At 44.9% G+C, this 11,230-nt stretch carries 9 protein-coding genes, 16 tRNA genes, 1 rRNA gene, 1 pseudogene and 1 riboswitch; of the genes and pseudogenes, 24 read left to right on the top strand and 3 right to left on the bottom strand.

The annotated features are described in order from the left end of the window. The first annotated feature begins 130 nt into the window (after window positions 1–130). From rrf to BSI_RS07800, 17 genes are all read left to right on the top strand, one after another. Window positions 131–246, top strand: a 5S ribosomal RNA gene (gene rrf, locus BSI_RS07720). 9 nt (window positions 247–255) lie between these two features. Further along, window positions 256–330 (top strand) — tRNA-Asn (locus BSI_RS07725). Between the two features lie 5 nt (window positions 331–335). Further along, window positions 336–427 (top strand) — tRNA-Ser (locus BSI_RS07730). A 34-nt stretch (window positions 428–461) separates the two neighbouring features. Further along, window positions 462–533 (top strand) — tRNA-Glu (locus tag BSI_RS07735). A 9-nt stretch (window positions 534–542) separates the two neighbouring features. After that, window positions 543–618 (top strand) — tRNA-Val (locus tag BSI_RS07740). Window positions 619–625: 7 nt separating this feature from the next. Next, window positions 626–702 (top strand) — tRNA-Met (locus BSI_RS07745). Between the two features lie 14 nt (window positions 703–716). Continuing rightward, window positions 717–793: transfer RNA gene (locus BSI_RS07750), tRNA-Asp, on the top strand. 12 nt (window positions 794–805) lie between these two features. After that, window positions 806–881 (top strand) — tRNA-Phe (locus BSI_RS07755). A gap of 5 nt (window positions 882–886) precedes the next feature. Next, window positions 887–959: transfer RNA gene (locus BSI_RS07760), tRNA-Thr, on the top strand. A gap of 22 nt (window positions 960–981) precedes the next feature. Next, window positions 982–1,066: transfer RNA gene (locus BSI_RS07765), tRNA-Tyr, on the top strand. Window positions 1,067–1,071: 5 nt separating this feature from the next. Next, window positions 1,072–1,145 (top strand) — tRNA-Trp (locus BSI_RS07770). A 24-nt stretch (window positions 1,146–1,169) separates the two neighbouring features. Then, window positions 1,170–1,245 (top strand) — tRNA-His (locus BSI_RS07775). 9 nt (window positions 1,246–1,254) lie between these two features. Next, window positions 1,255–1,326: transfer RNA gene (locus BSI_RS07780), tRNA-Gln, on the top strand. Window positions 1,327–1,373: 47 nt separating this feature from the next. Further along, window positions 1,374–1,448: transfer RNA gene (locus tag BSI_RS07785), tRNA-Gly, on the top strand. A gap of 5 nt (window positions 1,449–1,453) precedes the next feature. Beyond that, window positions 1,454–1,524 (top strand) — tRNA-Cys (locus BSI_RS07790). Window positions 1,525–1,531: 7 nt separating this feature from the next. Next, window positions 1,532–1,620: transfer RNA gene (locus BSI_RS07795), tRNA-Leu, on the top strand. Between the two features lie 282 nt (window positions 1,621–1,902). Continuing rightward, window positions 1,903–1,984: transfer RNA gene (locus BSI_RS07800), tRNA-Leu, on the top strand. A gap of 87 nt (window positions 1,985–2,071) precedes the next feature. Here BSI_RS07800 and spo0M read toward each other — a convergent pair. Continuing rightward, window positions 2,072–2,848 (bottom strand): sporulation control protein Spo0M, encoded by a 777-nt coding sequence (gene spo0M, locus BSI_RS07805; protein WP_003239651.1) that lies wholly within the window; start codon window positions 2,846–2,848, stop codon window positions 2,072–2,074. Between the two features lie 139 nt (window positions 2,849–2,987). On the opposite strand from spo0M, the gene BSI_RS07810 reads away from it, so the two are divergent. After that, complete coding sequence (locus tag BSI_RS07810; protein WP_080030861.1) at window positions 2,988–3,191, top strand: hypothetical protein; 204 nt, start codon at window positions 2,988–2,990, stop codon at window positions 3,189–3,191. A gap of 53 nt (window positions 3,192–3,244) precedes the next feature. Here BSI_RS07810 and BSI_RS07815 read toward each other — a convergent pair whose 3' ends face one another. Next, entirely contained in the window at window positions 3,245–3,508 is a 264-nt protein-coding gene (locus tag BSI_RS07815; RefSeq protein WP_003239649.1) for a spore coat protein, read from the bottom strand. Window positions 3,509–3,622: 114 nt separating this feature from the next. On the opposite strand from BSI_RS07815, the gene BSI_RS07820 reads away from it, so the two are divergent. From BSI_RS07820 to senS, 3 genes and pseudogenes are all read left to right on the top strand, one after another. Beyond that, on the top strand, window positions 3,623–4,315 hold the full coding sequence (locus BSI_RS07820; RefSeq protein WP_032732162.1) for a Type 1 glutamine amidotransferase-like domain-containing protein: 693 nt from the start codon (window positions 3,623–3,625) through the stop codon (window positions 4,313–4,315). A 68-nt stretch (window positions 4,316–4,383) separates the two neighbouring features. Next, window positions 4,384–4,491, top strand: a riboswitch (TPP riboswitch). Between the two features lie 132 nt (window positions 4,492–4,623). Next, on the top strand, window positions 4,624–6,396 hold the full coding sequence (gene thiC, locus BSI_RS07825) for a phosphomethylpyrimidine synthase ThiC (RefSeq protein ID WP_003239647.1): 1,773 nt from the start codon (window positions 4,624–4,626) through the stop codon (window positions 6,394–6,396). Window positions 6,397–6,528: 132 nt separating this feature from the next. Next, window positions 6,529–6,733: pseudogene (gene senS, locus BSI_RS07830) on the top strand (transcriptional regulator SenS). 18 nt (window positions 6,734–6,751) lie between these two features. On the opposite strand, the gene katA reads toward senS, so the two are convergent. After that, window positions 6,752–8,203: a catalase KatA gene (gene katA / locus BSI_RS07835; protein WP_003239645.1), complete on the bottom strand. Its 1,452-nt coding sequence runs from the start codon at window positions 8,201–8,203 to the stop codon at window positions 6,752–6,754. 409 nt (window positions 8,204–8,612) lie between these two features. On the opposite strand from katA, the gene BSI_RS07840 reads away from it, so the two are divergent. From BSI_RS07840 to BSI_RS07850, 3 genes are read left to right on the top strand one after another with little or no spacing between them, the layout of a single operon-like run. Continuing rightward, window positions 8,613–9,380, top strand: coding sequence for an ABC transporter ATP-binding protein (locus tag BSI_RS07840; RefSeq protein WP_003239643.1), 768 nt, complete (start codon window positions 8,613–8,615; stop codon window positions 9,378–9,380). Between the two features lie 17 nt (window positions 9,381–9,397). Beyond that, window positions 9,398–10,396, top strand: coding sequence for an aliphatic sulfonate ABC transporter substrate-binding protein (locus BSI_RS07845; protein WP_003239642.1), 999 nt, complete (start codon window positions 9,398–9,400; stop codon window positions 10,394–10,396). Continuing rightward, a complete protein-coding gene (locus BSI_RS07850; RefSeq protein ID WP_003239641.1) occupies window positions 10,393–11,223 on the top strand; it encodes an ABC transporter permease in 831 nt (276 codons plus the stop codon). Before BSI_RS07845 ends, BSI_RS07850 begins: the two co-directional genes overlap by 4 nt. Window positions 11,224–11,230: the final 7 nt, after the last annotated feature.

Raw genomic sequence — 11,230 nt, 5'->3', positions numbered from 1 at the left:
TCGAGGACTTAACCACATTTCTAATCATGATGTCACATCTGTTATCTAGTTTTGAGAGAATAAGTTTTTTCAAAAAAACACTTGATTTTCTCAAGAATACATAGTATAATGTTAAATGTCACTGAAATTGTCTGGTGATGATGGCGAAGAGGTCACACCCGTTCCCATACCGAACACGGAAGTTAAGCTCTTCAGCGCCGATGGTAGTCGGGGGGTTCCCCCTGTGAGAGTAGGACATCGCCAGGCAGACTTCATTCCGCAGTAGCTCAGTGGTAGAGCTATCGGCTGTTAACCGATCGGTCGTAGGTTCGAATCCTACCTGCGGAGCCATTATTGGAGAGCTGTCCGAGTGGTCGAAGGAGCACGATTGGAAATCGTGTAGGCGGTCAACTCCGTCTCAAGGGTTCGAATCCCTTGCTCTCCGCCACTGATACTTATACATAATTACAATTGAAAGTCTGGGCCCGTTGGTCAAGCGGTTAAGACACCGCCCTTTCACGGCGGTAACACGGGTTCGAATCCCGTACGGGTCATTATATGATGGAGGATTAGCTCAGCTGGGAGAGCATCTGCCTTACAAGCAGAGGGTCGGCGGTTCGAGCCCGTCATCCTCCACCATTATCATCGCGGGGTGGAGCAGTTCGGTAGCTCGTCGGGCTCATAACCCGAAGGTCGCAGGTTCAAATCCTGCCCCCGCAACCAAAATAATTCAATACGGTCCGGTAGTTCAGTTGGTTAGAATGCCTGCCTGTCACGCAGGAGGTCGCGGGTTCGAGTCCCGTCCGGACCGCCATTTAAATAATAAGGCTCGGTAGCTCAGTTGGTAGAGCAACGGACTGAAAATCCGTGTGTCGGCGGTTCGATTCCGTCCCGAGCCACCACCTATGCCGGTGTAGCTCAATTGGTAGAGCAACTGACTTGTAATCAGTAGGTTGGGGGTTCAAGTCCTCTTGCCGGCACTGTTTTTTCAAAACTTAATGTGGAGGGGTAGCGAAGTGGCTAAACGCGGCGGACTGTAAATCCGCTCCCTCAGGGTTCGGCAGTTCGAATCTGCCCCCCTCCACCATTTATAGGGGCATAGTTTAACGGTAGAACAGAGGTCTCCAAAACCTCCGGTGTGGGTTCGATTCCTACTGCCCCTGCCAAATTTATGACATCTTGAGATTATGGCGGTTGTGGCGAAGTGGTTAACGCACCAGATTGTGGCTCTGGCACTCGTGGGTTCGATTCCCATCAATCGCCCCATATTATCATTGGGCTATAGCCAAGCGGTAAGGCAACGGACTTTGACTCCGTCATGCGTTGGTTCGAATCCAGCTAGCCCAGTCTCACTTTTATATCAACTGCATATGATGTATTAAGTCCCTTAAGATGCGGAAGTAGTTCAGTGGTAGAACACCACCTTGCCAAGGTGGGGGTCGCGGGTTCGAATCCCGTCTTCCGCTCCAATTACGGCGGCATAGCCAAGTGGTAAGGCAGAGGTCTGCAAAACCTTTATCCCCGGTTCGAATCCGGGTGTCGCCTTTCTTTTGCCGGGGTGGTGGAATTGGCAGACACACAGGACTTAAAATCCTGCGGTAGGTGACTACCGTGCCGGTTCAAGTCCGGCCCTCGGCACCAATTTTACTTACTTGGTAAGTTGAATTGGTGTTTGCGTATTTAAACTATAACTAATCATATTAATGATCTACTTGAGTAGATCATTTTTTTATTGCTTTGATTTATCATAAGCAGCTAAGTTCCGATACATGATCATAAAGCTGCTTGAGCCATTATGTTTAGTTAAGTCTCTTAACACTTTTTTATTATTATATTTCCAAAAAAACTTTTTTGAAAATACGTTGACACTTTAAAAAATCCATGATATATTTATATTCGTCGGTTAGATAAGACGTAAAACTTGCCGGTGTGGCGGAATTGGCAGACGCGCACGACTCAAAATCGTGTTCCTTCTGGAGTGTCGGTTCGACCCCGACCACCGGTATACTGAAAAACCCGTTTCTTATGAGAAACGGGTTTTTATTTTTTATCAAAGAAAAGGAGCTCAGCTAAGCTAGGCTCCTTTTTATATTTACTCAGCGTATTGGTCTAAAATCTCTTCTAACACCTCTTCAAGTCCTTCTGCATCCTCAAGCTCTGATTGGCTGAAGCGGACGCGTACGAGCTGTTCTCCGTCATTATACATCTCTTCCAGCCATCCTCGCAGTCCTCTTGCTCTGCGGTCGACTTCGAAAATAATGTCTAAACCGTCTTCGTCTAAAAGGAATATAAGCTCTAATTCATCAAGCATCTGACGATAGTAGCCTGATGTCGGAATGAACTCAAATTCTTGAACGAACGGAAGGCGGCGCTGGAAGTAAGGCGCTTGTTCGCAGTCTGCTTCGTTAAGGCGGAAGCCCAGGTTTTCGATTGCTTCCAGCACACTTTCGATCCAAGGGTGCGCTTCAACGAAAATTCGATCGTGATCTGACTTGTCAATACCGCCTTGAATGTCAAGGTCTGTCACCACGGCGACCTCTACTTTCCCTACAGTGATTGGTGTATCAAGTGGGAGAATGAATGAGAACGGAAATTGATGCTGTTCTCCAGGCTGAATGGTAAATGAACCAGTGACCCGGAAAGAATGAATTGTAGTGTATTTCCGGTGCTCTTCATCGTCTTTTACAATGACGTACCGTGTATTAAGCTGTAAGTCAATATAGCGGATGTCCTGAGCGATTTTTCCGCCTTTGACATGTACAGTACCCCGCACTTCCTCTCCAGGATAATATGCGTCTTTCTCTAAAATCGTATCTACTTTTGCAGCACCGATTCCGGCACTTGCTGCAAGCTTCTTAAAAAATGACATGTTAAATCTTCCCCTTTTTCTTTTTCTCAACAGGTATACGTAAGAAGGAGGAAAAAAGATTCATTTGATTCATACTTTTTTCCTATTATTCGTCCGGCCTTGGGACAGACTATGAATAATATTGAAAGCAAAGGAGCGGATTGAAATGAATAAAGAAAGTATGGTTGCTGATGAATTACACAGAATGTTTTTGGCTGGTGAACTGCAAATCACGGTAGAAGAGGATATAAACAATATATCTGAACGGCTGAGAAACGGCGATCTCAGTTTAGACCGCTTGAGCGGAGAAGACACGTTTATAAAAGAAACGGTAAACGAGGCTTTAAGAAGAGTGGAGCAATAAAAGGAAGAGACGGTCTCTCGTAAATGAGAGACCGTCTTTTTTATATGACTTTGTTACAGTTCTCTGCAAGATAAAAGCGAATCGATTTGCAATTGTTTATCCAAGATCAAGCCTTTTTCCATCAGGAGTTCAGAAAGTTCTCCATGCAGATAAACAGCTACATCTAATTGATCACGCAATGCTCTTCGGAGGTGAGGGTTCGAGGTTTCTGTCATCGCGACAGTGTAATTGTTAATGCTTGTTTTTATTGTTATTAAGAAATTAAGTACAAATGCAGGTATGTCTTTGGCGTTTATCGGGTTAGAGACATTGTTCAATGGCAATCCACTTCCTTATTTTTTAGTTCCCCTGATAAGAAAGTATTTGGCTTGCTATCTTGTTTTTATACAAAATGCTATAATGAATAACAAATTTTGTCAGGCGGTGAGATGATGAAACAGATTATTGCGATGGGCGGCGGGAGTTTTTCGATGGAACCGGAAAATTTGTCCCTCGATCAATATATCATCAATCAATCAGACCGGAAGTCACCTCGCGTTTGTTTTTTGCCGACGGCGAGCGGTGATTCCCAAAACTATGTTCAGCGGTTTTATGATGCATTTCAAACACTGGATTGTGTGCCGTCTCATTTATCCTTATTTAAGCCGCCGTCAACAGATTTAATTTCTTTTGTTATGGAAAAGGACATAATTTATGTCGGCGGGGGAAATACGAGGAATATGCTTGTGCTGTGGAAAGAGTGGGGGCTGGATCTTATTCTCAGGGAAGCATGGAAGAACGGTGTGATTTTAGCTGGTTTAAGTGCAGGTGCGATCTGCTGGTTTGAAGAAGGGGTGACAGATTCAGCCGGACCGCTGACAAGCATGAAAAGTTTAGGTTTTTTGCAAGGGAGCTTTTGTCCTCATTATGACGGTGAAAAGGATCGGAGACCGATATACCACCAGCTGATATCTAACGAATTCTTGTGCGATGGCTATGCGGCGGACGACGGAGCAGCTCTCCATTTCATAAATGATCAGCTGTTTCAGACAGTGAGTTCAAGACCGGGTGCAAAGGCATATCGGGTGATGATGGGTGATCATGAAATATCTGAAACGCCGCTGCCGGTCAACTATTTGGGATGAATTAGCTGAATATTTTCTATATTCCTCTTTTTTTTCGATTGGTTTTATGTTAAGATGAGACCGAAATTAATAGTTACTGGGGGTGCCCGCTTTCGGGCTGAGAGAGAAGGTAAGCTTCTTAACCCTTTGGACCTGATCTGGTTCGTACCAGCGTGGGGAAGTAGAGGAATTGTTTTTATTATTGTCGTGCTGGGCAATAATATGTTTCTTTCTGACTGTAACCGGGTTCATTCATTTGAATCCGGTTTTTTGTGCTGGTTATGGGCTTGATTTTGTCCTTTCAAACGAAGAGAGGGGAAGGATAAGTAATGCAAAACAATTCAGTGCAGCAAGCCAACATTTCCATTATGTCGAGTTTTTCGGGGAGCAAGAAAGTGTATGTGGAGGGTTCTTCTTCGGACATCCAAGTGCCGATGAGGGAAATCGCATTGAGTCCGACGACAGGGTCGTTCGGCGAAGAGGAAAACGCGCCTGTGCGTGTCTATGATACAAGCGGACCGTATACCGACCCTGATGTGACCATTAATATTCAAGAAGGGTTAAAGCCGCTCCGCCAAAAATGGATCACGGAGCGCAGCGATGTTGAACAATATGAAGGACGAGCTATAAAACCAGAAGATAACGGTTATAAAAAAGCAAATCCAAACGTAAGCTACCCAGGACTAAAGCGGAACCCGCTGCGGGCGAAAGCGGGTCAAAATGTCACACAAATGCATTATGCCAAAAAAGGGATCATTACACCAGAGATGGAGTTTATCGCAATACGCGAGCATGTGTCTCCCGAATTTGTCAGAGATGAGGTAGCAAGCGGCCGGGCGATCATTCCTTCAAATATTAATCACCCTGAAAGTGAACCGATGATTATCGGCCGGAATTTTCATGTGAAGATTAATGCGAATATCGGGAATTCAGCGGTTACGTCATCAATTGAAGAAGAAGTGGAAAAAATGACGTGGGCCATTCGCTGGGGAGCGGATACGATGATGGATCTTTCCACCGGAAAAGACATTCATACGACGCGTGAATGGATTATCCGCAATTGCCCTGTGCCTGTTGGAACTGTTCCGATTTATCAGGCGCTTGAAAAGGTAAACGGCGTAGCGGAGGATTTAACGTGGGAGATTTATCGTGATACGCTGATCGAGCAGGCAGAGCAGGGAGTGGATTATTTTACGATACACGCTGGTGTTTTGCTTCGGTATGTGCCGCTGACTGCCAAACGGACAACTGGAATCGTGTCACGCGGGGGAGCGATTATGGCGCAGTGGTGTCTGGCTCATCATCAGGAAAGCTTTCTGTATACACATTTTGAAGAAATCTGCGAAATCATGAAAACGTATGATATTGCTTTTTCTCTTGGGGATGGTCTGCGTCCCGGATCAATCGCTGATGCCAATGACGAAGCGCAGTTTGCTGAATTAGAGACGCTTGGAGAGCTGACGCAAATTGCCTGGAAGCATGATGTTCAGGTAATGATTGAGGGACCGGGGCATGTGCCGATGCATAAAATCAAAGAGAACGTCGATAAACAAATGGACATTTGCAAAGAAGCGCCTTTTTACACATTGGGGCCTCTGACGACAGATATTGCACCGGGCTATGACCATATTACTTCAGCGATCGGGGCAGCGATGATCGGCTGGTATGGGACAGCAATGCTTTGTTATGTAACGCCGAAGGAGCATTTGGGGCTGCCAAATCGTGATGATGTTCGTGAAGGGGTCATTACATATAAAATTGCTGCGCACGCGGCAGACCTTGCAAAAGGGCATCCTGGAGCGCAAATACGGGATGATGCGTTATCGAAAGCCCGCTTTGAATTCCGCTGGCGAGACCAGTTTAATCTATCTCTTGATCCGGAAAGAGCGCTTGAATATCATGATGAAACCCTGCCGGCTGAAGGAGCAAAAACCGCTCATTTCTGTTCAATGTGCGGACCGAAGTTTTGCAGCATGAGAATTTCTCAGGATATTCGGGATTATGCGAAGGATAAAGAGATTAGTGAATGGGATGCGATTCAAGAGGGGATGAAAGAAAAAGCCGAAGAATTTGTGAATCAAGGCAGCCAGCTGTATAAATAATAGATTGACAGGCGAAATGGAATACGTTTTAATATAGCTAATATACATTTCCAGCATTTGCTGATCGGAACACCGAAGGCTCTTATCTTTTAGATAAGGGCCTTTTTTGTATGAAAAAAGGAGGGAACAGTGATGGGAATCAAAAAAGAGAAGGGGAGAAAGCGATTCAAGAAGCGAAAAACATACGGAAATCAGATTTTACCGCTGGAGCTCCTGATTGAAAAAAACAAACGAGAGATTATGAACAGTGCGGAGCTGATGGAGGAAATTTATATGAAGATTGATGAGAAACATACGGCAGTGCGTCACTAAATATAAAAAAACCCGCTATTTATAGCGGGTTTTTGCATTTTTATTAAGCATCTTTTTTAATTGGCAATCCAAGGCCTTCTGCCACGCGTTTTCCGTATTCAGGATCCGCTTTGTAGAAATGCTCGATTTGGCGAAGTTTGATTTCTTCTTTTTCTACCGGCTTCATGGCGTTAACGATATTTTCAACAAGGCGGGCACGCTCATCCTCGCTCATTAAACGATAGAGATCACCGGCTTGTGTGTAGTGGTCATTGTGATCGTAGCTTACGCTGTCAGCGATTCCTTGTACCGGATATGCAGCTTGTTTATCCTCAGGTGACTCTTTCGGACCGCCGAAGCTATTAGGCTCATAATAAACAGATCCGCCGCCGTTATTGTCAAAGCGCATTTGTCCGTCACGCTGATAATTGTTCACTTCGTTGCGTGCGCGGTTGATTGGCAGCGCTTGATGGTTTGCACCGACACGGTAGCGGTGTGCATCATGATAAGCAAACAGTCGGCCTTGAAGCATTTTATCCGGAGAAACATCAATACCAGGCACGAGTGTTCCAGGTGAGAATGTCGCTTGTTCCACTTCTGCAAAGTAGTTTTCCGGATTTCTGTCTAGAACCATGCGTCCGACCTCGATTAACGGATAGTCTTTTTGAGACCAAACCTTTGTAACATCAAACGGATCGAAGCGATACGTATTTGCATCTTCTAAAGGCATGATTTGCACATATAGTTTCCATGCAGGGAAGTCACCATTTTCGATCGCGTTGAATAGATCTTCTGTATGGTAATCAGGGTTTTCACCGGCAATTTTAGCCGCCGTATTGACATCAAGGTTTTTCACGCCTTGTTCTGTTTTAAAGTGATATTTAATCCATACGCCTTCACCTTCAGCATTTGTCCATTTGAATGTATGGCTCCCGAAGCCGTGCATGTGGCGAAGTGTTGCAGGGATTCCGCGGTCAGACATCAGGATTGTTACTTGGTGTAATGACTCTGGTGAAAGTGACCAGAAATCCCATACAGCTGTAGGATTTTTCAAGTGTGTTTTTGGATCTCTTTTTTGTGTATGGATGAAATCAGGGAACTTAATCGCATCGCGGATGAAAAATACCGGTGTATTGTTACCGACGATGTCGTAGTTTCCTTCTTCAGTATAAAATTTAACAGCAAATCCGCGTGGGTCGCGAACTGTATCAGCCGAGCCAAGTTCACCGGCAACTGTTGAGAAACGGATGAACAGTGGTGTGCGTTTGCCGACTTCAGAAAGGAAAGCGGCTTTCGTGTATTTTGTTACATCGTTTGTCACTTCAAAATATCCATGTGCGCCTGCTCCCTTGGCGTGAACGACACGTTCGGGAACACGTTCTCTGTTGAAATGGGCCAATTTTTCGAGTAAATGTACATCTTGGATTAAAGTTGGTCCGCGAGAACCGGCTGTCATCGAATTTTGATTATCTCCAACCGGGGCGCCCCAGCTAGTTGTCAGTTTATTTGAACTCATGTGATCACCTCTTGGAATTTATAAAAACATAATATCATCTCTAAGTAAAAAGTCAATATTATTTTATAATTATTATAAAATAGTTATCTATATTAAGCGATACCTAGTATTAAAAGTGTTGATAAACCCTTGTTATAACAGCTTAAAGGAGAGAAAAAATATTTTTCAAGAAATGATTTTTTCCTCTCTATTTGCGAAACAAGCAGAGTAAGTGATAAACAAGGCTGACAAAAATCTCGTTTAAAAAATAGTTGACATATCGGAATAATTTGAATTAACATGATATTCAAACAAAAAAACAATTGGGCAGCTGATCGGACCGCCGAAGGCTCTCATCTCTATAAAGAACAGAGATGGGGGCCTTTTTGTTTTTTTAGAAGGCGGGGTTGGCAGAAAGAGAGGGATAAAAGTGGCTGTGACCATCAGCATCAAAGAAAAGGCATTTGTTCAAGAGGGCCGCAAAACAACGGTCTTGGAGAACATTCAATTATCAATCGCACCAGGTGAATTTCTAACGGTCATCGGACCGAGCGGGTGCGGAAAAAGCACTCTGTTAAAGATTATTGCAGGACTTGATTCTGATTATGACGGGAGTGTTGAAATTAACGGACGCAGCGTAACAGCTCCGGGTATTCAGCAAGGATTTATTTTTCAGGAGCACCGCCTCTTTCCATGGCTGACGGTTGAGCAGAATATTGCCGCTGATTTGAACTTGAAAGATCCAAAAGTCAAACAGAAGGTGGATGAACTGATCGAGATTGTCAGATTGAAAGGATCGGAGAAAGCATATCCTCGTGAGCTGTCAGGCGGTATGTCACAAAGAGTGGCCATCGCACGGGCTCTTCTGCGGGAGCCTGAGGTGCTGCTTTTAGATGAACCGTTTGGTGCACTCGACGCTTTTACAAGAAAACACCTGCAGGACGTGCTGCTGGATATATGGCGGAGGAAAAAAACAACGATGATTCTCGTCACTCATGATATAGATGAATCTGTTTATTTAGGAAATGAGCTTGCGATCCTTAAGGCCAAACCGGGGAACATCCATAAGTTGATGCCCATTCATCTGGCGTATCCGCGAAACCGGACGACACCGGATTTCCAAGCGATCAGACAGAAAGTGCTGTCGGAATTCGAGAAAACAGAAGATCTAGAGTACGCTGAGGGATCAGGGATATAGAAAGGGCGGAAGCAGAAATGAAAAAAGGACTCATTGTATTGGTTACCGTTTTTTTTCTGCTGGCAGGCTGTGAAGCAAATGGAGCCAGCGGTGACAACAAACCATTGAAAGAAATTCGAATTGGTATTCAGCAAAGCTTAAGCCCGCTTTTGATTGCGAAGGAGAAAGGCTGGTTTGAGGATGCATTTGAAAAAGAAGGCATCAAAGTGAAGTGGGTGGAGTTTCAAAGCGGTCCGCCCCAATTTGAAGGCCTTGCGGCAGACAAACTTGATTTTTCTCAGGTCGGCAATTCGCCTGTGATCTCAGGACAGGCGGCAGGCATTGATTTTAAAGAAATCGGTTTATCCCAGGATGGGTTGAAGGCGAACGGCATCCTTGTGAATCAAAACAGCGGCATTCAGGACGTCAAGGACTTAAAGGGAAAGAAAATTGCAGTCGCCAAAGGCAGCAGCGGTTTTGATTTTCTGTATAAAGCGCTTGATCAAGTGGGTTTGTCAGCTAATGATGTGACGATCATTCAGCTTCAGCCTGATGAAGCAGCCTCCGCATTTGAAAACGGATCTGTTGATGCCTGGTCCATCTGGGAGCCGTACTTGTCTTTAGAAACAATCAAGCATGGAGCAAAAATCCTTGTGAACGGGGAAAGCACAGATTTATATTCACCCGGATTTACTCTAGTAAGAACAAAGTTTTCAGAGGAACATCCAGACGAAGTGGTCCGTTTTCTGAAGGTGTTTAATAAGGCTGTTGTGTGGCAAAAGGAACATCCGGATGAAGCCGCGGACTTGTATGCAAACATTAAAGATCTCGATAAAAAGGTCGTCAAAAATGTGCTGAAAAATACTGAGCCTCTGAATGAGGTTATCAGTGACGACATTGTGAAAGCGCAGCAGGAGACAGCAGATTTTCAATATCAAACAAAGGCGATAGACATGAAGATCGACGTGAAAGAGGTTGTGGATAACACATTTATTAAAAAAGCGTTAAAGGAAAATTCCTCCGGAGGTGATCAATGATGAAAGCAGAGGCTGCAGGTTCGCTGCCCAAAACGAATGCGGAGGTGGTGCAAAAAAAGCCCCGAAGCATGAAATACGGCTGGATGAAGGGGCTTTTGCTGCCCGTTGTCATCATTGCCATCTGGCAGATCATCGGCGGCCTTGGTGTTGTGTCCGCTACAGTGCTGCCTACGCCCGTTACGATCGTCCTGACGTTTAAAGAGCTTGTTTTTTCCGGTGAGCTGTTCGGCCATCTGCAAATCAGTATCTATCGGGCGGCGCTTGGTTTTTTGCTTGGCGCAGGGCTTGGCTTGATCATCGGGATTTTGGCCGGATTCTCCAAACGGACGGAGCTGTATCTTGATCCGTCATTGCAAATGCTTAGAACCGTTCCGCATCTGGCGGTTACGCCGCTGTTTATTTTATGGTTCGGTTTTGATGAAGTATCTAAAATATTGCTGATTGCGCTTGGCGCCTTCTTTCCTGTCTATATTAATACATTTAACGGCATCCGCGGCGTTGACGCGAAGCTGTTTGAAGTCGCCCGGGTGCTTGAATTTAAATGGCATCAGCAGATTTCCAAAGTGATATTGCCTGCATCTCTGCCGAATATATTGCTCGGCATTCGCTTATCGCTCGGCATTGCATGGCTCGGACTTGTTGTAGCAGAGCTGATGGGCTCCAGCTCAGGAGTCGGCTACATGATCATGGATGCTAGACAGTTTTCACAAACAAATAAAGTCTTTGCCGGGATTATCATCTTTGCGGTGGTTGGAAAGCTGACGGATTCCTTTGTCAGGCTGCTTGAACGAAAACTATTAAAATGGAGAAACAGTTATGAAGGGTAATATACGT

The organism is Bacillus inaquosorum KCTC 13429 (assembly GCF_000332645.1).
GTDB classification, from domain to species: Bacteria; Bacillota; Bacilli; order Bacillales; family Bacillaceae; genus Bacillus; species Bacillus inaquosorum.
This window is presented reverse-complemented; position numbering and strand designations above follow the sequence as displayed.

Bases quoted from the DNA above. Each gene is read 5' to 3' on its own strand.
- spo0M (WP_003239651.1), bottom strand. From the start codon at position 2,848: ATGTCATTTTTTAAGAAGCTTGCAGCAAGTGCCGGAATCGGTGCTGCA.
- BSI_RS07820 (WP_032732162.1), top strand. From the start codon at position 3,623: ATGAAACAGATTATTGCGATGGGCGGCGGGAGTTTTTCGATGGAACCG.
- thiC (WP_003239647.1), top strand. From the start codon at position 4,624: ATGCAAAACAATTCAGTGCAGCAAGCCAACATTTCCATTATGTCGAGT.
- katA (WP_003239645.1), bottom strand. From the start codon at position 8,203: ATGAGTTCAAATAAACTGACAACTAGCTGGGGCGCCCCGGTTGGAGAT.
- BSI_RS07845 (WP_003239642.1), top strand. From the start codon at position 9,398: ATGAAAAAAGGACTCATTGTATTGGTTACCGTTTTTTTTCTGCTGGCA.
- BSI_RS07850 (WP_003239641.1), top strand. From the start codon at position 10,393: ATGATGAAAGCAGAGGCTGCAGGTTCGCTGCCCAAAACGAATGCGGAG.